The following is a 22,083-nucleotide window of genomic DNA, read 5'->3' as shown; positions in this document are numbered from 1 at the left end:
ACGGGTCGGCTGTCCGCCGGTCAACGGCCGGTGAGCGCCGGTTCGGGGCGCTCGGCGGCGGCCCGGCGCAGCGCGGCCACCCGCCGCTCCCGTGGCGGACCGGCCCAGAGGTGCCCGGCGGCGGCGAGCAGTCCCAACCCGCCGACGATCAACCAGTGCCGCTCGCCGAGGTACTGCAGGCTCACCCCGCCGAGGGTGGGCGCCACGAACGACGCGGCCGGGAAGGCCAGGTAGAAGACCGACTGGTAGCGGGCCCGCAGCTCGGGCGGGGCGAGGTCGGCGTTGATCTGCGCGTTCGGCGGCGCGGCGAGCATCGAGCCGACCGTCCAGACCACCGCGGCACCCAGGTAGACCGGCAGGTCGTCGGCGAACGCGAGGACGCCGAAGCCGAGCGCGAGCAACCCGGTGGAGACGGCCAGCACATGGTCCTTGCGGTGCCGCTCGATCAACCGGGGCACGAAGAGTTGGCCGAGCACGATCAGCACCCCGCCGAGCGCCACCACCGCTCCGTACGCGGACGGGCCGAGTCCGTCCGACCGCATGGCCAGCGGCATGATGGTCGAGGTCTGCAGGGTCAGTACGGCCAGCACGAAGGTCAGGCCCACGAAGACCACGAAGATCCGGTCGGTCAACGCGGTGTGCAGCCCGGGCCGACGGGACCTTCCGCCCGGCCCCACCGGCCTGCCGTCCGGGCCGACCCGGCTTCGGTCGGCCGCCGTCGCCGCAGCTCGGTAGCCCGGATCCTGGACAGTTTCCGGGCCGGACGAACGGAAACGATCCAGGATCGGAGCGCGGCGGGCGCTACGGGCGGGGCCCGGGCGGGTCTCCGGCACCTTCCAGGCGATCACCACCGCGGCCAGCAGGGTGGCCGCCGCGTCGACCAGGAACAGCGCGACGAAGCTCGCCTCGGCGAGCACGCCGGCCAGCAGCGAGGCCACCGCCATGCCCAGGTTGAACGCCCAGAACTGGAGGTTGAAGGCGCGCGAGCGGCGCTGCTCGGGCACCACGTCGACGATCGCCGCGACGAACGCCGGGCTGGGCATCGAGTGGACGACGCCGACCAGCGCGGCGAGCACCGCGATCACCACCAGGTGCCGGCTGAACGCCAGCGCGACCATCAGGGCGGCGGTGACCAGGTGCGCCGCGAGCAGCGTGGACCGGCGGCCCCACCGGTCGGCGAGCACCCCACCGAGCAGCACCCCGGCCGCCCCGCCGGCCCCGTACGCCCCGACCACCGTGCCGGCCACCGCCTCGCTCGCGCCGCGCGCCGAGGTCAGGTAGAGCGACAGGAAGAGCATCGCGAACGCGCCGGCCCGGTTGATCAGCAGCCCGGCCCAGAGGTACCAGAAGGTGGCGGGCAGACCGCCGACGGTGTCGTCCAGCCAGCGCCGCAGGGACCGCACGCGTCCTCCGAACAGTTCAGTTAACTAACAGTTCCGTCCAGACCGTAGGGAGCCCGGTCGTCGGGCGCCACGTGTCGCTGGTCACCGGGCCCCGGCGGACTCGGTCGACCGGGCCCGGCCCGGGCCGCCGTCCGCCGAACCGTTCACCCCGGCCCCGTCGGTAGCGGCGGCCGACGGTGCGGCATCCGCGGCACCCGGCCGGACCGGCAGGGCGGGGGCGGTGGCCGCCGCCTCGGCCGCCTCGGGCGCCGGCGTCCGGGTGGCGGTGACCGGCACGACCTGCTCGGCCGCCGCCCGCAGCGCGGCCGCGCGCCGCTCCCGGGCCGGCCCGGAGACCAGGTGGGCGACCGCCGTCACGGCGCCGATCGCCGCGCAGCCGAGCCAGAGCGCGCCGTTGCCGGCCTGCTCCCGGACCAGGCCGCCGAGGATCGGGGCCACGGCGCCGGCCACCTGCCAGGAGAGCGAGAAGACGCCCTGGTAGCGGCCACGCAGGTCGGCGGGGGAGAGTTCGGCGATGAGGGTGGCGTTGGACGGCGAGTTGAGCATCTCGCCGAGCGTCCAGATCAGCACGGTGATGCCGTAGAACCAGGCGGCGTCGGCGAGCGCGGTCAGCCCGAACCCGACGCCCATCACCACCGAGGCCAGGGCGAGCACGTGCGACCGGCTCCGGCCCCGGATCAGCCGGGGTACGAAGAGTTGTCCCACCACGATCAGCACGCCGTTGAGCGCGATCACCGAGCCGTAGGTGGCGGGGGTCAGGCCCGAGTCGCCCATCGCGATCGGCAGCATCGAGATGTGCTGGAGGAAGACCAGCGCGGAGAGCAGGTTCAACGCCACGAAGCCCAGGAAGACCCGGTCGGTCAGGATGGTGCGCAGCGCCCCGGCCGGCGGCTTGCCCTTGGCCTGTCCCGGCGCCACGGTGACCGCGGTCCGGGTCTCGCCGACCTTGATGAAGATGATCAGCGCAGTGACCAGCATGGTGACCGCGTCGACCACGAAGAGCAGCAGGTAGTCGGCCTGGGCGGCCAGACCGGCGAGCACCGCCGCGCAGGCGAAGCCGAGGTTGATCGCCCAGTAGTTCAGCGAGAAGGCCCGCAGCCGGTCCTTGGCCGGCACCACGTCGATCATCATCGCGCCGAACGCCGGCCGGGCCGCCTCGGCGAACATGCCGAGCAGCAGCGCGCCGAGCGCCACCGCCCACAGGTCCCGGGCGAGGCCCAGGGTGAGCATCATGATGGCCGCGCCCAGGTGCGCGGTGAACAGGGTGGGTCGGCGACCCCAGCGATCGGTCAGCGTGCCGCCGACCGTGGTGCCGACCGCGCCGCCGACGCCCCAGAGCCCGATCACCAGGCCGGCCTGCGAGGCGGAGAAGCCGCGCTCCTGGGTGAGATAGATGGCCAGGAACACCAGCACGAACGAGCCGAGCCGGTTGATCAGGGTGCCGGTCCAGAGGTACCAGAACCGCGCCGGCAGTCCGCCCGCCGTGTCCCTGAACCAGCCCCGTACCGTCCGCATCTGCCGCCCCCGCCTCGGTAATGACCGATCAATCACAAGCGCCTTACAACCTAGTGCCGGGCCGGTTTGCCGGTCATCGGCTTTTCCACGTGGTGGTCGTCACGACCGCTCGCCGCGTGTCCGACCGCCGGGTACGGCAGGATGATCCGCATGACTGCGAGCGAGGGGCCCACCGTCGGGACGCTGGTCCTGCTGCGGCACGGCGAGAGCGACTGGAACGCCAAGAACCTCTTCACCGGCTGGGTCGACGTCGACCTCACCGAGAAGGGCGAGGACGAGGCGCGCCGCGGCGGCGAGCTGCTGCGCGAGCACGACCTGCTGCCGGACGTGGTGCACACCAGCGTGCTGCGCCGCGCGATCCGTACCGCCGAGCTGGCGCTGAACGCCGCGGACCGGCACTGGATCGCGGTCCGCCGGTCCTGGCGGCTCAACGAGCGCCACTACGGCGCGCTGCAGGGCAAGAACAAGAAGCAGACGCTGGACGAGTACGGCGAGGAGCAGTTCATGCTCTGGCGCCGCTCGTACGACACCCCGCCGCCGCCGATCGCGGACGGCGACGAGTGGTCCCAGGTCGGCGACCCGCGGTACGCGCTGCTGCCGAGCGAGCTGATGCCGCGTACCGAGTGCCTGAAGGACGTCGTCGAGCGGATGCTGCCCTACTGGTACGACTCGATCGTGCCGGACATCCTGGCCGGCCGTACGGTGCTGGTGGCCGCGCACGGCAACTCGCTGCGGGCGCTGGTCAAGCACCTGGACCAGATCTCCGACGAGGCGATCGCCAAGCTGAACATCCCGACCGGCATCCCGCTGCGCTACGACCTCGACGCGCACCTGCGCCCGCACACCCTGGGCGGCACCTACCTCGACCCGGCGGCCGCCAAGGAGGCCGCCGCCGCGGTGGCGAACCAGGGCCGTTGAACGCGTCGGGGCCCCGGCCGGTCGGCCGGGGCCCCGAGCGGCGGCTCAGCTGGCCGAGGGCGCGGTCTCCCCGGTGATCAGGTAGATCACGTGCTCGGCGGTGTTCACCGCGTGGTCGGCGAACCGCTCGTAGAAGCGGCCGAGCAGGGTGGCGTCGATAGCGGTCTCCACCCCGTACGGCCAGTCCTCGCCCAGCAGCACCGCGAACAGGCTGCGGTGCAGGTCGTCCATGGCGTCGTCGACGCGGTCCAGCTCGGCGGCCACCGCCACGTCAGGCTTGGCCAGCACCGACGCGATCTTCTCGGCCATCCGGTCGGCGATCGCGGCCATGTCGGTGAAGATCGGCCGCAGCTCGGCCGGCACGGCCGGCGACGGGTGCCGCCGCAGCGCGGTCTTCGCCACGTGGTCGGCCAGATCGCCCATCCGCTCCAGGTCGGCCGCGACGTGCAGCGCCGTGATCATGGCGCGCAGGTCGGAGGCGACCGGTGCCTGCCGGGCGAGCAGGTCGCAGACCCGCTCCTCGACGTGCCGGTAGAGGTCGTCGATCTCGGTGTCCCGCTCGATCACCGTCTCCGCGGCCCGGCGGTCCGCGGTGAGCAGGGCGCGGGTGGCCTGCCGCATCGCGGCCCGGATCCCCTCCGCCATGTCCACCAGCAGCTGGCTGACGATCTGCAGGTCAGCCCGGAACTCGTCGCGCATTCTCACGTCCTGGAATCGGTGGGCCGGTCGGGCCGGCGCGGGTGGGCAGGTGCGCCGCCCACGCTAGGCCGCACGGGCGGACCGCAGATGAACCCGGGTGAACGACGCCGGACGCGGGGGTGAACTTTCCCGGACGTGAAGGTGGTTCGTCCTGTTATGGGCGATGCCCAGGTTAACAATGACCCTACGATCGCCGGGTGGAGTGGGCGGTGACCGTCGGTGTGGTCGTGGGCCTGGTGGCCGGGCTGGCCACCGGGTTGCTGCTGGTCGTGATGGTCCCGGCGGTACGCGCCCGGGTCACCTCGGCGGCGGGCCGGTCCGGCCGCCGTCTCGGCATGGGGAGGCTCGCGATACCCGACGACCAGCAGGCGGGGCTCGGCCGCCGGACGATCGACTCGCTCCGCGCCGGCGTGGTGGTGCTGGACGCGGACGACCAGCCCGTCCGGGTCAACCCGGCCGCCCGGGCGATGGGGCTGCTCCGCACCGGCGCGACGCCCGGTTCGGTCGCCGCCCACCCGCTGATCCGTACGCTCGCCGGCCAGGTGCGCCGCACCGGCGTGCGGCGCGAGATCGAGCTGGACCTGCCGCGTGGCCGCGACTCCGCCGGGGAGAACCCGCTCGGGGTGCACCTGCGGGCGATGGCGATCGGCGGCGGGCACGTCGCCGTGGAGGCGGTGGACGTGACCGAGTCGCACCGGCTGGCCCGGGTGCGGCGGGACTTCGTGGCGAACGTCAGCCACGAGCTGAAGACGCCGATCGGCGCCCTGCAACTGCTGGCCGAGGCGTTGCTGGACGCCACCGAGCCGGCCGGCGCGGAGGCGCCGGACCTGTCCGAGGACCTGGTCGCCGCCCGGCGCTTCGCCGAGCGGATCCAGCACGAGTCGACCCGGCTCGGCCGGCTGGTGCAGGAACTGCTGGAGCTGACCCGGTTGCAGGGCGCCGAGCCGCAGCCGCCGCCGGAGCCGGTCGCGGTGGACTGGGTGGTCGCCGAGGTGGTCGACCGCACCCGCACCAGCGCCGCCGCCCGGCGGATCGAGGTGGAGGTCGCCGGCGAGCGCGGCCTGACCGTGTACGGCAGCGACACCCAGCTCGCCACCGCCGTGTCCAACCTGGTGGAGAACGCCATCAACTACTCGGGCGAGGACACCACGGTGCGAATCGCCACCCGGGCCGACGACGAGCACGTCGAGATCGCCGTCACCGACCAGGGCATCGGCATCGCCCCGACCGACGTCGACCGGATCTTCGAGCGGTTCTACCGGGCCGACCAGGCGCGCTCCCGGGACACCGGCGGCACCGGCCTCGGGCTGGCCATCGTCAAACACATCGCGAGCAACCATGGCGGACGGGTCGAGGTGGCGAGCACTCTTGGTGGTGGATCGACGTTCACCCTGCGGCTGCCCGCCCGTCCCCCGGACGACCTCCTGGCGACACTGCCATCCGCTGGGATCGAGGCCGGTCCGGCCGAGCTCCGGCAGGTCTGACAGCAATGGAAAGGAAGAGCCCGTTGAGCCGCGTTCTGGTGGTCGAGGACGAGGAGTCGTTCTCCGACGCCCTGTCGTACATGCTCCGTAAGGAGGGTTTCGAGGTCTCCGTCGCCGCGACGGGCCCGACCGCCCTCACCGAGTTCGACCGGACCGGCGCCGACATCGTGCTGCTCGACCTGATGCTGCCCGAGATGTCGGGCACCGAGGTGTGCCGGCAGCTGCGGCAGCGCTCGCACGTGCCGATCATCATGGTCACCGCGCGGGACAGCGAGATCGACAAGGTGGTCGGTCTGGAGATCGGCGCCGACGACTACGTGACCAAGCCGTACTCGCCGCGCGAGCTGGTCGCCCGGATCCGGGCGGTGCTGCGCCGGCAGAGCGCCGAGGTGACCGAGTCGGGCGTCCCGACGCTGGCCGCGGGCCCGGTCCGGATGGACATCGAGCGGCACGTGGTGACCGTCGACGGCGCACCGGTGCAGCTGCCGCTGAAGGAGTTCGAGCTGCTCGAGCTGCTGCTGCGCAACGCCGGCCGGGTGCTCACCCGGGGGCAGCTCATCGACCGGGTCTGGGGCGCCGACTACGTCGGCGACACCAAGACGCTGGACGTGCACGTCAAGCGGCTGCGTTCGAAGATCGAGCCGGAGCCGTCCGCGCCGCGCTTCATCGTCACCGTCCGGGGCCTCGGCTACAAGTTCGAGCCCTGATCCCGCCCCCGCGAGGTCCTGGTACGGAACCGCCCACGGAGGGGCTGTCCGGCACCAGGATCCCTCTCGGGTCCGAACAAGATCACCGCGGTTGGCTCAGGTGGGGTCGGCGGGGTGCGGGGCGACCATGCCCTGGCGGGACCGGGCGCCGCAGAGTTCGGCCAGCTTGGCGTACGCGGGGGCGCCGATCAGCGCGGTCAGCTCCGGGCCGTAGGAGATGTACATCGGCTCGGCGCCGACGTGCGCGTCGGTCGACGAGGTGCACCACCAGTCCAGGTCGTGCCCGCCGGAGCCCCAGCCGCGCCGGTCGAACTCCGACAGCGTGGAGACCAGCACCTTGGTGTTGTCCGGCCGCTTGACCCAGTCCTGGTCCCGGCGGATCGGCAGCTGCCAGCAGACGTCCGGCTTGTACTCCAGCGGGTGCACCCCGTCACGCAGCGCCTGGGCGTGCAGCGCGCAGCCGCCCCCGGCCGGGAAGTCGGCGTCGTTCAGGAAGACGCAGGGGCCGTCCGCGTCCTGGGTGGCGGTCCGCCGGGCCGGGTTCTTGCCGTCGACCGTGTCCTCCTCGGTCCACTGCTTGAAGCCGCGCCGGAAGTGCTGCCAGGTCTCCGGGGTGAGCCGCTTGACCGCGGAGCGGACCCGCTTCTCGTCGTCGGAGTCGGTGAAGAACGCGCCGTGCGAGCAGCAGCCCTCGGCGGAGCGGCCGGCGATGATCCCGTGGCAGCCCCGGCCGAAGACGCACGTCCAGCGGGAGAGCAGCCAGGTGAGGTCGGCCCGGATCAGGTGCTGTTCGTCGGCCGGGTCGGCGAACTCGACCCACTCCCGGGGGAAGTCCAGCGGCACCTCGCGACTGCGCGGGTCGGCCGGGTCGTCCACCAGCACGCGAAGTTCGATCTGCCCTGTCACCCGGCCCAGCGTACGCGCGGTGCCGCCCGCGGGCCGCCGAGCCGCGCAAACGAGTTGGCCCTAGGGTCGACAGCATGCGACTGGGTGTCCTCGACGTCGGCTCCAACACGGTGCACCTGCTGGTGGTCGACGCCCACCACGGGGCGCACCCGTGGCCGGCGCACTCGGAGAAGGTGGTGCTGCGCCTCGCCGAGCAGATCGGCCCGGACGGCGCGCTCACCGAGGCCGGCGCGGACGGCCTGGTCAAGGCGGTCAGCATGGCCAGGGCGGCGGCCGCCGGGCTGGCGACCGACGACCTGCTCGCGTTCGCCACCTCCGCCGTCCGGGACGCCACCAACGCGCCCGAGGTACTGGCCCGGGTCCACGACGAGACGGGCGTACGCCTGGCGGTGCTCTCCGGTGCGGACGAGGCCCGACTGACTTTCCTCGCGGTCCGGCGCTGGTTCGGCTGGTCGGCCGGCCGGCTGCTGGTGCTGGACATCGGCGGCGGCTCGCTGGAGCTCGCCGCCGGCATCGACGAGGAGCCGGACGTCGCGGAGTCGCTGCCGCTCGGCGCGGGCCGACTGACCCGCGACCGGCTCGGTACCACCCCGGACGGTGCCGCCCCGCCGTCGGCCGAGCGGGTGGACGAGCTGCGGGCGTACGTCGACAGGCTGCTCGACCCGGTGGTGAAGCGGATGACCGAGGTGGGCTGGGAGCGGCCGGTGGCCACCTCGAAGACGTTCCGCACCCTGGCCCGGCTGGCCGGCGCGGCCCCGTCCGGCGCCGGGCTCTGGGCCCGCCGCCGACTGACCCGGGCCGGGCTGCGGCAGGTGCTCGGCTTCATCCGGCACATCCCGCCGGCGCAGCTGGCCGAACTGGACGGGGTCAGCGCCGGCCGCGCCCACCAGCTGCTGGCCGGCGCGGTGGTCGCCGAGGCGGCGATGCGCCGGCTGGACGTGGACGCGCTGGACATCTGCCCCTGGGCGCTGCGCGAGGGCGTGATCCTACGCCGCCTGGACCAGCTCGATCCGGTGTGATCCACCCGCACGGTTGGCACCGGTTTGCGGCTGCTCGTCACGATGCCGTCACCTGAGCGGGCTACTCTGACAGGTGTGACTTCCCCAGTCCCGGTGCTCCTGTCCAGTTCCTCGGTCTTCCCTGAGCGGACCGCAGCGGCGTTCCAGCTGGCCGCGGCGCTGGGCTACGACGGCCTCGAGGTGATGGTCTGGACCGACGCCGTCAGCCAGGACGCCGGCGCCCTGCGCGGCCTCTCCGAGCACTACGGCGTGCCGGTGCTCTCCGTGCACGCACCCTGCCTGCTGGTCACCCAACGGGTGTGGAGCCCCGACCCGTGGGAGCGGCTGCGCCGCTCCGCCGAGCTGGCCGCGACGCTCGGGGCGCCGACGGTGGTGGTCCACCCGCCCTTCACCTGGCAGCGGGACTACGCCCGCAACTTCGCCGACGGGCTCGACAAGATCGGCCAGGAGTACCCAGACCTGCGGTTCCCGGTGGAGAACATGTTTCCGGTCCGGATGGCCGGCCGGCAGTTCGTGCCGTACGTCCCGGGCTGGGACCCGACCGCCACCGGCTACCCCTCCTACACGCTCGACCTGTCGCACTGCGCCGCCTCGCACACCGACGCCATGGCGATGGCCGACCGGATGGGCGCCGGCCTGGTCCACGTGCACCTCGGCGACGGCACCGGCGAGGGACGCGACGAGCACCTGGTGCCGGGGCGCGGCACCCAGCCCTGCGCGGAGCTACTCTCCTCGCTGGCCGGGCGGGGTTTCACCGGCTCGGTCGCGGTGGAGGTCACCACCCGGGGCGCGAAGAGTCGCGCGGTGCGCGAAGCGGACCTGCGCGCCGCGCTGGAGTTCGCCCGCGAGCACCTGAGCACCCCGTCCCCGGTGGACGCCTGACCGGCGCCCGCCGGACGGGGCGGGCTCAGCTGACCGGGGTCAGCGACTCGGCCGGGGCCGGCTGGGCGGCCACCGTCGCCTGCTCGCCGACCGCCGCGCGCTTGCGGGCGCGGTGCGCGGCGACGTGCGAGCGGGTGGCGCAGCGCTCCGAGCAGAATCGCCGGCAGCAGTTGGACGAGGTGTCCAGGTAGACGTTGCCGCAGCGCTCGTCCGCGCAGACGCCGAACCGGGCGCTGCCGTACTCGCAGAGCCAGACCGACAGCCCCCACACCGCGCCGGCGAGGTATTCGGCGCTCACCGAGGAGCCGCGGCTGGTCACGTGCATGTGCCAGTCGCTGGAGTCGTGCCCCGAGATGCGCGGTTGCACCGGGAACGCCTCCAGCAGCGAGTTGAGCTCGGCCACCGCCTCGGCGTCCCGCCCGGAGGTGCCGTACTCGAAGACGTCGCGCAGCCGCTTCTGCGCCCGCCGGAAGATCGCCAGGTCCCGCTCCGCCACCTCGTCGCGCATCCACGCGTTGTCGTCGGGGAAGAGGGCCCGCAGGTTGTCGAGGTCGTCCAGGCGGGCGTTGACGAGGTCAACGCCGGTCCGGGCGTACGCGTCGAAGTTCACGCCCCCAACGGTAGACGACTCACCCGCCACGCGGTGCGTCGATGTAGTGCGGCAGGAACCGGGCGTAACCGTCGGTGATCAGGCTCACGCTCTCCCGGACCCCGACCCCGGCCGACTCACCGTCGACGATCCAGCTGCCCAGCACCATCCGGTTGCCGGCGAACTCGGGCAGCGCCCGGAACTCCTGATAGCACCAGCCCTCGTCGCCGTAGATCCCGGGATTGGTGAACTCGGTGCCGGCGGTGACGATCCGCACCGAGCCGCCCTCCCGGCCGAGCAACGGCTTGGCCACGTACTCGGACATCCCGCGCGGCCCGTCGAGATACGCCGGCAGCAGCAGCTCGTGCCCCGGATAGAGCTCCCAGAGCGCGGCCAGCAGCGCCTTGTTCGACAGCAGCAGCTTCCAGGCCGGCTCGATCCAGGTGGTCGGGGTGCCCGGATCGAGCGCGAGCGGCCCGTACGGCTCGGCCAGCATCCACTCCCACGGGTAGAGCTTGAAGCAGGTGGTGACCGGCCGGTCGGCGGCGTCGACGAAGCGCCGGCCGTCCCAGCCGATCTGCTGGATCGGCAGCAGCTCGACGTCCAGCCCGGCCTGGCGGGCGGTCTCGGCCAGGTAGCCAGCGGTCATGTGGTCCTCGCCGGACTCCTCCTCGTTCGACCAGACCACGTGCACCCGCCGGTCGTGCAGGCCGGCACCGATCTTGGCCCAGGCGCCAACCCGTTGCTCGTGCAGGCTGTTCCACTGGTCCAGCTCGGGCCGGGTGTGCTCCAGCCAGTACCACTGGATGATCGCCGCCTCGACCAGCGCGGTGGGCGTGTCCGCGTTGTACTCCAGCAGCTTCGGCGGCGAGCTGCCGTCGTACCAGAGGTCGAAGCGCCCGTAGAGGGTCGGCGGCCGCTCCCGCAGCGACCGGGCCACCGCCTCGGCCGCCCAGGCCGGGATCCCGTACTCGGCGTACCGCTGCCGGGCGACCACGTGCTCGGCGGCGGCCACCGACATCCGGTGCAGCTCCTCGGTCGCCTCCTCCAGCCGGAGCACCTCGTCGAGCTCGAAGGCGTACGCCGCGGTCTCGTCCCAGTACGACATCACCCCGCCGTCGGGCAGTTCGGTGTCGACGTACACCAGCCCCTGCTCCCGGATGGTGGCGTCCCAGCCGGGCCGTGGGATGACCGACTCGCGGCGCACCTCAGCCGCCGCAGGCGGCGAGGTGGGTGCCGAACCCGCCGCGTTCCGGCACGGCCGCGGCGACCGGCTCCGGAGCGCCGCGGCCGGCGGTGGCCGCCGGCGCCCGCAGCGCCAGCGCGACGGTGTCGCCACCACCGACCGGCCCGAGGGCGCAGTCGTCGTCATCGTCGTCGGAGGTCAGGTTGCAGCCGGAGAGGGCGAGGGCCAGCGCGGTCAGCGCGCCGAGCTGCACGGAGGCCGACCGGAGCCGGCGGCGGGGGCGTTGTTCCACGGCATCGTTGTAGCCGATCTCCGCCAGTCGCGCCGCCCCCGGGTGGGCCGGTCCGGGCGGCCCGGGGCGGGGCGGCCGGCCGTCGGGTAGCGCACCCCGCCGCCGCCCGGCGCACGGCCGCACAGGGGCGTTACGCTCAGCGCATGCTCCGTTCCGTCATCCTCGCCGCCTCCCGGTCATCCCAGGTCGAGCGGCTCGTCGCGACGGCCCCTTTCACCCGGGACGTCGTCCGCCGGTTCGTCGCCGGCGCCAAGACCGACGACGCGTTGCGCGCGACCCGCGGGCTCGTCGACAACGGTCTCGCGGTCACCCTCGACAACCTCGGCGAGGACACCGTCACCCCCGAGCAGGCCAACGCCACCCGGGACGAGTACCTGCGGCTGCTGCGGATGCTCGCCGAGGCGGGGCTCACCCCGGCCGCCGAGGTGAGCGTCAAGCTCTCCGCGCTCGGGCAGGCGTTCGACGAGCAGTTGGCGTACGACAACGCGCGGGCGATCTGCCTGGCGGCCGACGAGGTGGGCACCACGGTCACCCTGGACATGGAGGACCACACCACCACCGACTCGACCCTGGACATCCTGGCCAAGCTGCGCAAGGACTTCCCGTCGACCGGCGCGGTGCTGCAGGCCTACCTGCGGCGGACCGAGTCGGACTGCCGCGAGCTGGCCACGGCCGGTTCCCGGGTGCGGCTGTGCAAGGGCGCGTACAAGGAGCCGGAGTCGGTGGCCTACCAGTCCGCCCGCGAGGTGGACAAGTCCTACGTCCGGTGCCTGAACATCCTGATGTCCGGCGAGGGCTACCCGATGCTGGCCACCCACGACCCCCGGCTGATCGCGATCGGCGAGGACCGGGCCCGCTGGTTCGACCGCGGGCCGGAGCGGTTCGAGTTCCAGATGCTGTACGGCATCCGGCCGGAGGAGCAGGCCCGGCTGGTCGGCGAGGGCTACACGGTGCGGACGTACCTGCCCTACGGCGAGGACTGGTACGGCTACCTGATGCGCCGGCTCGCCGAGCGCCCGGCCAACCTGATGTTCTTCGGCCGGGCCCTGATCTCGAAGAAGTGAGTCAGCTGTTCGACCAGCCCCGGGTGCTGAGCACCAGGCGGTAGCCGTCCGGATCGGCCACCGTCACCCCCCAGCGGTCCCAGTACGGGCCGGCGGAGACCCTCGTCCCGCCGGCCCGTTCCAGTTCCCTCACCAGGTCGGCGTCGACCGGCCCGTCCAGGTAGAGCACGAGCAGGTCCTCGTCGGTCGGGGTCGGTTCGGCGAGCGTGGCACCGCCGACGAGTTCCAGGTGCCAGTGCGCGGCCGGCCAGCCGACCATCAGCAGGTCGTGCGTGCCCGGCCCGGTGGCGGTGGACCGCCAGAGCACGTCGAGGCCGAGCCCACCGACCCAGAAGCGTTCGGCGGCGGCCAGGTCGCGGCTCGGGCGGGCGATGCGCAGATGGGGAACGGGGTTGGTGATCGGCATGCCGGGAATCCTGCGACCTGAAGTCGGGTAGAGGTCAAGCCTTGACGGGCGCGGCTAATACGATTAGCCTTTAGGTTATGAACATTAGCTACGTGGCGCGGGACGGCGGCCGGATCGCCTACGACGTGCGCGGTCAGGGGCCGCTGGTGGTGCTCTCGCACGGCATGGGCGAGAACCGGGGCTCCTTCCGCCACCTGGTCCCGCTCCTCGTGGCGGCGGGGCACCGGGTGGCGTCGGTGGACGTACGGGGGCACGGCGACTCCACCGCCGGCTGGCCGTCGTACGCCCCGGCGGAGGTCGCCGCCGACCTGCTGGCGGTGGTCCGCGACCTCGGCGGCGGGCCGGCCACCCTGGTCGGCAGCTCGTCCAGCGCGGCGGCGGTGGTCTTCGCCGCCGCCGACGCCCCCGAGCTGGTCAACGGCATCGTCCAGGTCAGCCCGTTCGTCCGGCAGCCGAAGCTCAACCCGTTCCTGCGGGTCGCGCTGGCCGCCGTGCTGCACAGCCCCCGGCTGTTCGGGCTGTTCCACCGCACGCTCTTCCCGTGCGGCCGGCCGGCCGACGACGCGACGTACCGCAAGGCGATGGTCGCCAAGCTGCGCGAACCCGGCCGGATGGCGGCGACCCGGGGCGTGGCCGCGCCGGTCGAGCCGCACTGGACGGCACGCGCCCGGGAGGTGCGACAGCCGGTGCTGGTGTTGATGGGCACGAAGGACCCGGACTTCCCCGACCCCGGCGCGGAGGCCCGGGCCGCCCGCCGGCTCTTCGCCACCGCCGAGGCGCGGATGATCGAGGACTCCGGCCACTACCCGCACGCCGACCAGCCGGCGCGGATGACCGCCCAGCTCACCGAGTTTTTGGCGGTCACCGGTGCCTAGGGTGGGGCTCAACCAGCAGGCGGTGGTGCGCGAGGCGGCCCGGCTCGCCGACGAGGTCGGCGCCGACCAGCTCACCCTCGCCGCGCTGGCCAGCCGGCTCGGCGTCGCGCTGCCCAGCCTCTACAAGCACGTCCGGGGCGCGGACGCGCTGGCCCAGAAGCTCTCCGCGCTGGCCACCGCCGAGCTGGCGAACGAGCTGACCACGGCCGCCGTCGGCCGGGCCGGCGGGGACGCGCTGCGGGCCGCCGCCCACGCCTACCGGGCGTACGCCCGCCGGCACCCCGGTCGCTACCCGGCCACCCAACGGGTGCCCGATCCCACCGACCCGGAGCACGTCGCCGCCGGGGAGCGCGCCGTCGGCGCCATCTTCGCCATCCTGCGGGGTTACGGGCTCGACGGCGAGGCGGCCACCGACGCCACCCGGATCCTGCGCAGCACCCTGCACGGGTTCGTCTCGCTGGAGGCGGCCGGCGGGTTCGGCCTGCCCCGCGCGGTCGACCGCTCGTTCGACCACCTGGTGACCGCCCTGGACGCCGCGTTCCGGTCCTGGCCCCGCGAGGAGTCCTGATGTACGCCCTGGGTCTGCTGCTGCTCTTCGTGCTGGAGATGGCCGTGCTGGTGGTGGGCGGCTGGTGGGGCTGGACGCTGGACGCCGCCGTCCCGGTCCGGCTGGCCGCCGCGGTCGGCGTCCCGCTGCTGCTCGCCGCGCTGTGGGGCGTCCTCGGCTCCCCCAAGGCGACGGTGCCACTGCGGCCGGCCGCCAAGCACGCGTTCCAGGCGGCCTGGTTCGTCGTCGGCGGCGTGCTGCTCGCCCTGCTCGGCCGGCCGGTGGCCGGTGCCGCGCTGGTCGTGGCCTGGGCGGTCACGGTCACCCTGCTCCGCCGTGCCGGCCGCCCGGCCTGACCGGAGTCACCCGGCTCAGGGCGGCCGGATCGGTCGGCGCTGTTAGCCGGCCGGTCGGGCACGGCGACCTGCCGGGCCGCTCTCGCCCGAGCGACCGAAGGGTCGTACCCTTCGGCGGGTGACTGACGGGGCGCCGGAAACCGACCGGCTGGACGTGTCCCCAACCCGCCGGCGCCGGCAGTTGTGGGCCGCGCTCACCGTGTTCCTGCTGCTGCTGAGCTGCGGTCTGCCCGTGGCGCTGCTGGTCGGAGCGGTCCGGGACAGCGGTGCCCGGGCCGTGCTGGACCGCCTCGGCACCCCCGCCCCCGACCCGGCCACGGTCGCCGCCCGCCAGCTCGCCGAGCGGATGACCGGGCAGCTCGACCGGCAGGCCACCGCGCTGCTGGCCGGAGACCGGGCCGGCTTCCTGGCGGTGGCCGAGCCGGCCGCGCATCCCGACCTGCGGCGGCGCTTCGCCGCGCTGCGCGCCCTCCGGGTGACGGTCTGGCAGGCCAGCCCGAACGGCCTGCCCGAGACGGTGCCCGGCCGGCCGGGGGAGTGGCGCCTGCTGGTGGAGTTCCGGTACTGCTTCGTGACGCCGGACTGCCGGCCCAGCCCGGTGCTCGTCGGCACCCGGTGGACGGAGGGCGGGGAACAGCCGCGCCTGGTCGCGATGGAGGAGTCCCGGTCGGCGGCGACCGGCACCCGGCCCTGGGAGACCAGCGAGCTGGTCGTTACGGTCGGCGCGCGGACCCTGGTGGCGACCACCCCGGCGCTGCGCGGGCAACTGCCCCGGCTGCTGCGCCAGGCCGAGGCGGCGGCGCGGGTCGCCGACTCGTACGCGGTGGACGGCAGCCCGCCCGACCGGTACCGGGTCTTCCTCGCCGGCCGTACCGAGTGGCAGCGCTGGTACGGCGGCGGCCGGCCGAAGTGGACCGGCGGGTACGCGGTCACCGTCGGCGGCGGTCACCACGAGGTGGTGCTGAACGCCGAGGGGCTCAGCCCCGCCGGGCTGGACGACCTGCTCCGGCACGAGCTGACGCACGCCGCGTCGCTGCCCGAGCGCGGCTATCCGGGCACCGCGACCTGGTGGCTGGTGGAGGGGCTGGCCGAGTTCGCCGGCGTCGACGGCCAGCCGGTCGACCGGTACGAGGGGCTGGACGAGGTGCGTCGGCTGGCCGCCGGCGGCTGGACCGGCCGGCTCGACGACCTCAGCCCGGCCGACGACGCCCCGGCCGACCGGGTCGCCGGCAGCTACGGCATCTCCTACCTGGCGGTCCGGCATCTGGTCGACCGGTTCGGGCAGGAGCGGCTGCTCGCCTTCTTCCGGGCCGTGGTGCACGAGCGCCGGGCGGTCGCCGAGGCCGCCGAGGAGGTCTTCGGCGAGCCCTGGCCGGCCCTGCACGACGCCTGCGTGGCGTACGTCCGCGGCCTGTCCGGCTGATTTCCCGGCCGTCACGGCTGGTCCGCCGGCCCGCCGCGGGCCGACCTGGTGGGTCGGGTCGGCGGCCGACGGCGGCGGTTTCGCGTGATGGTGCTGGTGGCGACGCGTTCGTAGGATCGACGGGGTGCGCCGCACCCACTCGCCGCGGCTGCGCGCAGCGACGCGGCCCCGCCTGCTCACCGCCCTCCTCGCCGTCACCGTCCTCACCGGAACCGTCGGGGCGTCCTGCGGCGAGGAGCAACCCGACGTCGCCCTGGCGGCCGCCGAACGCGCCGCGGTCGCCGAGGTGGTGGACGCCCCGGCCACCGTCACCGCCCGCGCCGCGGCGACCCTCACCGCGGCCGCCGACGGCACCCTCGCCAGCCTGCGCGTCCAACCGGGCCAGCGGGTCCGCAAGGGCCAGGTGCTGGCCGTGATCGACTCGCCCGCCGCCCGGGCCCGGCTCCGCCAGGCCCGGGAGGCGCTCGCCGCCGCCAGGCGGGCCGGGCGGGGCATCGGCGGCACCGAGCTGGGCGGTTCCCGGCGGGGCACCGACCGGGCCGCCGCCGAGGCGTTCGAGGCGGCCCGGGCCGCCGCCGGGAAGATCGGCGACCCGCACCTGCGCGGCGCGCTGCTCGCCCAGGTCGCCGCCGCGCAGGAGCAGTACCGGGTCGCCGCCCGCGAGGCCGACCAGGCGATCCGGGCCGTGCAGCGGGGGGTCGCCGGCCTCGACTCGGCGGTCGGCGCGCTGTCCGCCGCGCAACGGCTGCAGGCACAGCAGGCGTACGACCTGGCGAAGGCGACGGTCGACGCGCTGACCCTGCGTGCTCCCATCGCCGGCGTCGTGCAGCCGGGCGGCACCGCCGCCGGTGGTTCGCCGGCGGGGCTGGACGACCTGCTCGGGGCGGCCGGCGGCGCGCCCGCCGGGCTGGACCCGTCCGCGTTCGTACCGCCCGGTGGCCGGCCGCCGGCCGGGGTGGACGACGCGGTGCCGGTCGGCGGGCTGGTCACCGCCGGGACACCGGTGCTGACCATCGTGGACGTCGGCGCCCTCGGCCTGCTCGCCGAGGTCGACGAGACCGACGTGCTGCTGTGCGTCCCGGTCTGGTCGCCACCGCCGAACTCGACGCGGTGACCGGGGCGACCTATCCGGCGCGGGTGCGCTCGGTCGACGTGCTGCCCACCACCTCCGCCCGGGGTGGCGTCTCCTACCGGGTACGGCTCAGCCTCGAGGCCGGCAGCTACGGCGAGGGGGAGCCGGCGCCGGTGCCCCGACCCGGGATGAACGCGGTGGTGCGGCTACGGGTCCGGGAGGCCGCCGACGCGGTGACCGTACCGGCGTCGGCGGTCTTCTCGGCCGACGGCCGGGACGCGGTCTGGCTGGTCCGCGACGGCCGGGCCGGCCGCGCCACGGTGACCCTGGGGGTGCAGGGCGAGGACCTGGTGCAGATCGTCAGCGGCGTCCAGCCCGGCGACCGGGTGGTGGTCCGCGGCACCGACCAGGTCCGCGACGGCCAGGAGTTGCGGTGAGGCCGCGGAGCCGGCGGCCAGGAGGCGCGGCGGGGCCGCGGAGCCGGCGGCCAGGAGGCGCGGTGGGGCCGCGACCGCGTCGCCCCGGGGTGGCCCGGTGAGCGCGGTGCCCGCCGCCATCGAGGCGACCGACGTCTCCCGGACGTACCAGCTGGACGGAGTGTCGGTGCCGGCGCTGCGCGGCGTCTCGCTGACCGTCGCGTCCGGCGACTACGTGGCCCTGGTCGGGCCGTCCGGCTCCGGCAAGTCGACCCTCATGCACCTGCTCGGCGGGCTGGACCGGCCGACCGGCGGCCGGCTGCTGATCGGCGGTCGGGAGGTGGCCACGCTCTCCGCGGCGGAGCTGGCGGCGCTGCGCAACCGGACCATCGGGTTCGTCTTCCAGGCGTTCCATCTGCTGCCCCGCACCTCCGCGCTGGACAACGTGGCGCTGCCCCTGGTCTACCGGGGGGTCGGGGCCCGGCAGCGGCGGGCGCGGGCGGCCGCCGTGCTCGACCGGGTCGGGCTCGGTCACCGGCTCAACCACCGCCCCAACCAGCTCTCCGGGGGCGAGCAGCAGCGGGTCGCCATCGCCCGGGCACTGGTCACCGACCCGGCCGTGCTGCTCGCCGACGAGCCCACCGGCAACCTCGACAGCGCCACCGGCGCGGCGGTGCTGGAACTGCTGGAGCGGCTCAACGCCGAGTCGGGCGTGGCGCTGGTGCTGGTCACCCACGACCACGAGGTGGCCGCCCGGGCCCGGCGGCGGATCGCGATGCGCGACGGCGTGGTCGCCGTGGACAGCGCCGCGCCGGCCGGTGCGCCGGTGACGGAGGGCGGAACGGGTCGCCGGGCCGCCGACCGGCGCGCGGAGCTTCATGATCGACCGCCGTCCGGCGGCGTGGACGGACCTGACACACTGGTGCCCGCTCCCAGCGCGGAGCCCCGGTCCGCGTCCGGAAGCGGCCCGGGGCACCCGCCCGGTGGCTCCGGTGGCGCCACCGGAGCCACCGGGCGCCTTCCGCGCCCGCCGGACGACCGGGACGGAGCCGGCTCGTGAGGGTGGCGGAGGCCTGGCGGGTGGCGTTGGGCGCGCTGCGGGCCAACCGGCTGCGCAGCGCGCTGACCATGCTCGGCGTGATCATCGGGGTCGCCTCGGTGGTGATCCTGGTGGCCATCGGCACCGGCACCAAGCGGAAGGTCGAGCAACAGGTCGAGGGGCTCGGCTCCAACCTGCTGCTGGTCGTGCCCGGCCGGCTGGACGTGGGCGCCGCGCCGGCCGTCTCCCCGCTCACCCTGGCCGACGTGGACACCGTCGCCCGGGTGGTCGGCGACCGCGACCGGGTCGCGGTGACGGTCGCCTCCGGTGCGACCGTACGGGCCGGCGGCCGGGCCGACTTCAGCACCGTGCAGGGGGTGCTGGAGACCACCCCGTCGGTGTTCACCCGCGAGCTGGCCCGCGGGCGGTACCTGAGCGGCTCCGACGTGGACACCAGCCGCCGGGTGGCGGTGCTCGGCGCCTCGGTGGCGCGCGCCCTCTTCCCCGACCGGGACCCGGTCGGGCGGCAGATCACCGTGGCCGGGGTGCGGTTCCGGGTGATCGGCGTCTTCGCCCCGCTCGGGCAGAGCCTCGGCGTGGACCGCGACGACGAGGTGCACGTCCCGGTGACCGCCGCGCAGCGGCTCTACGGCACCCAGCGGGTCGACGGCATCGCGGTGAAGGCGCCGGACCGGGAGCGGATCGACGAACTGGGCGACCGGATCGTGGCGGAGCTGACCCGCCGGCACCCGGGCACCGAGTTCAGCGCGGTGACCCAGGAGCAGATCCTCGGCGTGCTCGGCGACATCCTGGGCGTCCTCACCGGCGTACTGGCAGCGATCGCGGGCATCTCGCTGCTGGTGGGCGGGGTCGGCGTCTCCAACATCATGCTGGTCGGCGTGCGGGAGCGGACCCGGGAGATCGGCCTGCGCAAGGCGGTCGGCGCCCGGCCCCGGGACATCGGCGTGCAGTTCCTGCTGGAGGCGGTACTGCTCACCTCGGTCGGCGGGCTCACCGGGATGGCCCTGGGCGTGGGCACCGCCCTGCTGGTGGACGCCCTGTCGCCGATCCCGGCGGCGATCACCTGGTGGTCGCTGGCGCTCGCGTTCGGCGTGTCGGCGGCGGTCGGCATCGTCTTCGGCGTGGTGCCCGCGCAGCGGGCCGGCCGCCTCGACCCGGTGGTGGCGCTCCGTGCCGAGTGAGCCAACCGGCGGGCCGTCCCGGCAACCGGACGCCAGGCGTAGCCGGGCGGATATCGGCAGGTCAGAACGGGTGAATCGGGGGCCGAACTATGATCAGTTGTACGAAGGGATCGCGCCGGTAACAGCCGCCCCGCTACCGTACTGGTAACACGCGCGTTCGCCGGTGCCGGGCGGGAGATCCCGTCCGGTGGCACGCGCCGGGCATGGGATGGGTCGGTGAGCCATGGCCGGGTCGCAGTCCGACGGTCGGCTGTCGGAGGTCAAGTTCCTCACCGTCGCCGAGGTGGCGACGGTGATGCGGGTGTCGAAGATGACGGTCTACCGCCTGGTGCACAGCGGTGAGCTGACCGCGGTACGGGTCGGCCGCTCGTTCCGGGTGCCCGAGCACGCGGTGCACGAATATCTCCGGGGAGCCTTTCAGGAAACCGCCTGAGCCGCCCCCAGGCCCCTCGACCGGTGCGCGTTGACGCCCGTCGACCGGGGTCGCGTTGGTCCTGCTGAAGCTCTCCCGCTACCCTGGACCCGACCGTGACCGCACACCGGTGCGCCCCGCCGCCCCCACGCTGGTCCGGTCCGTTGTCCGCAAGCGGTCGCCGACGCCACCGGAGGGTGGTGTCATCCGGTCGCCCCGCACGTTGCATCGAAAGGCTTTCGTATGGGCTCGGTGGTCAAGAAGCGCCGCAAGCGCATGGCTAAGAAGAAGCACCGCAAGCTGCTGCGCAAGACCCGCGTCCAGCGTCGCCGTCTCGGCAAGTGACCGGAGCCGGGCCACGGCCCGGCGTCCGTCGTCACTCGCCGACTGCAGACCCTCGGAGGCTCAGGTGATCAGGCCGTGGCTGTCCCGGCTCGGTCCCGCCTGCCGGGGGAGGTGCGAGACATGACCCCCGGTGGCACCCCAGGTGCTCCGGGGGTCGTCGTCGTGACCGGGGTCGGCCGCTACCTCGGCGCGCACGTCGCCGCCCGGCTCGCCGCGGACCCGCGGATCGAGCGGGTCATCGGCGTCGACCCGCCGGAGCCCGGCGCCGAGTTCACCGACCTGCTCGACCGGGTCGAGCGGATCCGCGTCGACGCCGGCTCGCTCGGCGGGCTGCTGGCCGACCTCGAGGTGGCCGCGGTGGTGCACCTCGCGCTGGTCAGCGCCCCGGACCAGCAGCACGGCGGCCGGTCGGCGATGAAGGAACAGAACGTCATCGGCACCATGCAGCTGCTCGCCGCCTGCCAGCGCGCGCCCCGGCTGCGCAAGCTGGTGGTCCGCTCCTCGACCGCCGCCTACGGGGCCTCCTTCCGGGACCCGGCGGTGTTCACCGAGGAGACCGAGCCCCGCGAGGTGCCGCGCGGCGGGTTCGCCCGGGACATCCTCGACATCGAGGCGTACGTGCGCGGCTTCCGCCGGCGCCGGCCCGACGTCACCGCCACGGTGCTGCGTTTCGCGCCGTTCATCGGCTCCACCGCCGACACCACGCTCACCCGGTACTTCTCCCAGCCGGTGGTGCCCACCGTCTTCGGCCGCGATCCCCGGTTGCAGTTCCTGCACTTCGACGACGCGCTGGAGGTGCTGCACCGGTCGATCGTGGAGGACCACCCGGGTACCTACAACGTCGCCGGGCCCGGGGTGCTCTCGCTCTCACAGGCGATCCGCCGGGCCGGCCGGGTGGCTGTGCCGGTGCTGGAGCCGGGCCTGTCCGGGGCCGCCGCGCTCGCCCGTAACCTCGGTTTCGGCCGCTACGGTCTCGACCAGGTCGACCTCTTCGTGCACGGCCGGGTGGTCGACACCAGCCGGCTGGAGCGCGAGTACGGCTTCACGCCCCGCTCCACGGCGGCCGCCTTCGACGACTTCATCCGGGCGCATCACGGTGGCGTCGTGGTGTCCCGGGACCAGTTGGCCGCCGCCGAGCGGCTCGTGCTGGACGGGATCCGGCAGATCCGTGCCGCCGTACGGGAGCGCACATGAGCGAGCGGAGCGAGCGAATCATCAGGCTCAGCGCGAAGGTGCCTCATGACGGCACGGAGCGGAGCGGAGTGCCGGCATGAGCGGGCCGGAGGAGCGGCGTGACCGCCGGTACGACGTACCGCTGACCGTGGC

At 74.3% G+C, this 22,083-nt stretch carries 23 protein-coding genes and 1 pseudogene; 16 read left to right on the top strand and 8 right to left on the bottom strand.

What is annotated here, in order from left to right:
- Window positions 1-20: 20 nt before the first annotated feature.
- Both FHX32_RS06825 and FHX32_RS06820 read right to left on the bottom strand, forming a co-directional pair.
- Window positions 21-1,403: an MFS transporter gene (locus FHX32_RS06825; RefSeq protein ID WP_167179934.1), complete on the bottom strand. Its 1,383-nt coding sequence runs from the start codon at window positions 1,401-1,403 to the stop codon at window positions 21-23.
- Between the two features lie 81 nt (window positions 1,404-1,484).
- Window positions 1,485-2,918, bottom strand: coding sequence for an MDR family MFS transporter (locus FHX32_RS06820; protein WP_167179933.1), 1,434 nt, complete (start codon window positions 2,916-2,918; stop codon window positions 1,485-1,487).
- 150 nt (window positions 2,919-3,068) lie between these two features.
- Between FHX32_RS06820 and FHX32_RS06815 the strand changes: the two genes are divergently transcribed.
- Complete coding sequence (locus tag FHX32_RS06815; protein WP_167179932.1) at window positions 3,069-3,836, top strand: phosphoglyceromutase; 768 nt, start codon at window positions 3,069-3,071, stop codon at window positions 3,834-3,836.
- A gap of 45 nt (window positions 3,837-3,881) precedes the next feature.
- Here the strand turns inward: FHX32_RS06815 and phoU are convergent, their stop codons facing one another.
- Window positions 3,882-4,535, bottom strand: a complete 654-nt coding sequence (phoU, locus tag FHX32_RS06810) for a phosphate signaling complex protein PhoU (protein WP_167179931.1) — start codon at window positions 4,533-4,535, stop codon at window positions 3,882-3,884.
- Between the two features lie 197 nt (window positions 4,536-4,732).
- Here phoU and FHX32_RS06805 point away from each other — a divergent pair, with 197 nt between their 5' ends.
- Together FHX32_RS06805 and FHX32_RS06800 are read left to right on the top strand one after the other, a co-directional pair.
- On the top strand, window positions 4,733-6,019 hold the full coding sequence (locus tag FHX32_RS06805) for an ATP-binding protein (RefSeq protein WP_167179930.1): 1,287 nt from the start codon (window positions 4,733-4,735) through the stop codon (window positions 6,017-6,019).
- 23 nt (window positions 6,020-6,042) lie between these two features.
- Window positions 6,043-6,726 (top strand): response regulator transcription factor, encoded by a 684-nt coding sequence (locus FHX32_RS06800; RefSeq protein WP_167179929.1) that lies wholly within the window; start codon window positions 6,043-6,045, stop codon window positions 6,724-6,726.
- 96 nt (window positions 6,727-6,822) lie between these two features.
- On the opposite strand, the gene FHX32_RS06795 is transcribed toward FHX32_RS06800, so the two are convergent.
- A complete protein-coding gene (locus tag FHX32_RS06795; protein WP_167179928.1) occupies window positions 6,823-7,632 on the bottom strand; it encodes a DUF3109 family protein in 810 nt (269 codons plus the stop codon).
- A gap of 74 nt (window positions 7,633-7,706) precedes the next feature.
- On the opposite strand from FHX32_RS06795, the gene FHX32_RS06790 reads away from it, so the two are divergent.
- Both FHX32_RS06790 and FHX32_RS06785 read left to right on the top strand, forming a co-directional pair.
- On the top strand, window positions 7,707-8,651 hold the full coding sequence (locus tag FHX32_RS06790) for a Ppx/GppA phosphatase family protein (protein ID WP_167179927.1): 945 nt from the start codon (window positions 7,707-7,709) through the stop codon (window positions 8,649-8,651).
- Between the two features lie 75 nt (window positions 8,652-8,726).
- Window positions 8,727-9,533, top strand: a complete 807-nt coding sequence (locus FHX32_RS06785; protein WP_167179926.1) for a sugar phosphate isomerase/epimerase family protein — start codon at window positions 8,727-8,729, stop codon at window positions 9,531-9,533.
- Between the two features lie 25 nt (window positions 9,534-9,558).
- On the opposite strand, the gene FHX32_RS06780 is transcribed toward FHX32_RS06785, so the two are convergent.
- From FHX32_RS06780 to FHX32_RS06770, 3 genes are read right to left on the bottom strand one after another with little or no spacing between them, the layout of a single operon-like run.
- Complete coding sequence (locus FHX32_RS06780; protein ID WP_109900003.1) at window positions 9,559-10,143, bottom strand: CGNR zinc finger domain-containing protein; 585 nt, start codon at window positions 10,141-10,143, stop codon at window positions 9,559-9,561.
- Between the two features lie 19 nt (window positions 10,144-10,162).
- Window positions 10,163-11,329 (bottom strand): glutathionylspermidine synthase family protein, encoded by a 1,167-nt coding sequence (locus tag FHX32_RS06775; RefSeq protein ID WP_167179925.1) that lies wholly within the window; start codon window positions 11,327-11,329, stop codon window positions 10,163-10,165.
- A 1-nt stretch (window position 11,330) separates the two neighbouring features.
- Window positions 11,331-11,600, bottom strand: a complete 270-nt coding sequence (locus FHX32_RS06770) for a hypothetical protein (RefSeq protein ID WP_486480943.1) — start codon at window positions 11,598-11,600, stop codon at window positions 11,331-11,333.
- A gap of 143 nt (window positions 11,601-11,743) precedes the next feature.
- Here FHX32_RS06770 and FHX32_RS06765 point away from each other — a divergent pair, with 143 nt between their 5' ends.
- Complete coding sequence (locus FHX32_RS06765) at window positions 11,744-12,664, top strand: proline dehydrogenase family protein (protein ID WP_167179924.1); 921 nt, start codon at window positions 11,744-11,746, stop codon at window positions 12,662-12,664.
- A gap of 1 nt (window position 12,665) precedes the next feature.
- Here the strand turns inward: FHX32_RS06765 and FHX32_RS06760 are convergent, their stop codons facing one another.
- Window positions 12,666-13,070, bottom strand: coding sequence for a VOC family protein (locus FHX32_RS06760; RefSeq protein ID WP_167179923.1), 405 nt, complete (start codon window positions 13,068-13,070; stop codon window positions 12,666-12,668).
- A 77-nt stretch (window positions 13,071-13,147) separates the two neighbouring features.
- Between FHX32_RS06760 and FHX32_RS06755 the strand changes: the two genes are divergently transcribed.
- The 10 genes and pseudogenes from FHX32_RS06755 (at window position 13,148) to FHX32_RS06710 (ending at window position 21,951) form a co-directional block, all read left to right on the top strand.
- The gene (locus FHX32_RS06755; protein ID WP_167179922.1) at window positions 13,148-13,945 is read left to right on the top strand and encodes an alpha/beta fold hydrolase; all 798 of its coding nucleotides are present in this window, start codon (window positions 13,148-13,150) and stop codon (window positions 13,943-13,945) included.
- A 1-nt stretch (window position 13,946) separates the two neighbouring features.
- Complete coding sequence (locus FHX32_RS06750) at window positions 13,947-14,513, top strand: TetR-like C-terminal domain-containing protein (RefSeq protein ID WP_486480942.1); 567 nt, start codon at window positions 13,947-13,949, stop codon at window positions 14,511-14,513.
- Window positions 14,513-14,848 (top strand): YrdB family protein, encoded by a 336-nt coding sequence (locus tag FHX32_RS06745; protein ID WP_167179920.1) that lies wholly within the window; start codon window positions 14,513-14,515, stop codon window positions 14,846-14,848. Before FHX32_RS06750 ends, FHX32_RS06745 begins: the two co-directional genes overlap by 1 nt.
- A 118-nt stretch (window positions 14,849-14,966) precedes the next feature.
- A complete protein-coding gene (locus FHX32_RS06740) occupies window positions 14,967-16,271 on the top strand; it encodes a hypothetical protein (protein ID WP_486480941.1) in 1,305 nt (434 codons plus the stop codon).
- Between the two features lie 115 nt (window positions 16,272-16,386).
- Window positions 16,387-17,780, top strand: a pseudogene (locus FHX32_RS06735) (efflux RND transporter periplasmic adaptor subunit).
- Window positions 17,781-17,877: 97 nt separating this feature from the next.
- Complete coding sequence (locus FHX32_RS06730; protein ID WP_486480940.1) at window positions 17,878-18,819, top strand: ABC transporter ATP-binding protein; 942 nt, start codon at window positions 17,878-17,880, stop codon at window positions 18,817-18,819.
- Window positions 18,816-20,000: an ABC transporter permease gene (locus tag FHX32_RS06725; protein WP_167179919.1), complete on the top strand. Its 1,185-nt coding sequence runs from the start codon at window positions 18,816-18,818 to the stop codon at window positions 19,998-20,000. Before FHX32_RS06730 ends, FHX32_RS06725 begins: the two co-directional genes overlap by 4 nt.
- Window positions 20,001-20,223: 223 nt before the next feature.
- Window positions 20,224-20,433, top strand: a complete 210-nt coding sequence (locus FHX32_RS06720; RefSeq protein WP_007465625.1) for a helix-turn-helix domain-containing protein — start codon at window positions 20,224-20,226, stop codon at window positions 20,431-20,433.
- Window positions 20,434-20,655: 222 nt separating this feature from the next.
- On the top strand, window positions 20,656-20,757 hold the full coding sequence (locus FHX32_RS06715; RefSeq protein ID WP_007465623.1) for a 30S ribosomal protein bS22: 102 nt from the start codon (window positions 20,656-20,658) through the stop codon (window positions 20,755-20,757).
- 120 nt (window positions 20,758-20,877) lie between these two features.
- Window positions 20,878-21,951 carry an NAD-dependent epimerase/dehydratase family protein gene (locus tag FHX32_RS06710; protein WP_167179918.1) on the top strand — a complete coding sequence of 358 codons (1,074 nt, stop codon included), beginning with the start codon at window positions 20,878-20,880 and terminating at the stop codon, window positions 21,949-21,951.
- Window positions 21,952-22,083: the final 132 nt, after the last annotated feature.

The sequence above is a fragment of the Micromonospora sp. CNZ280 genome (genome assembly GCF_011759515.1).
This window is presented reverse-complemented; position numbering and strand designations above follow the sequence as displayed.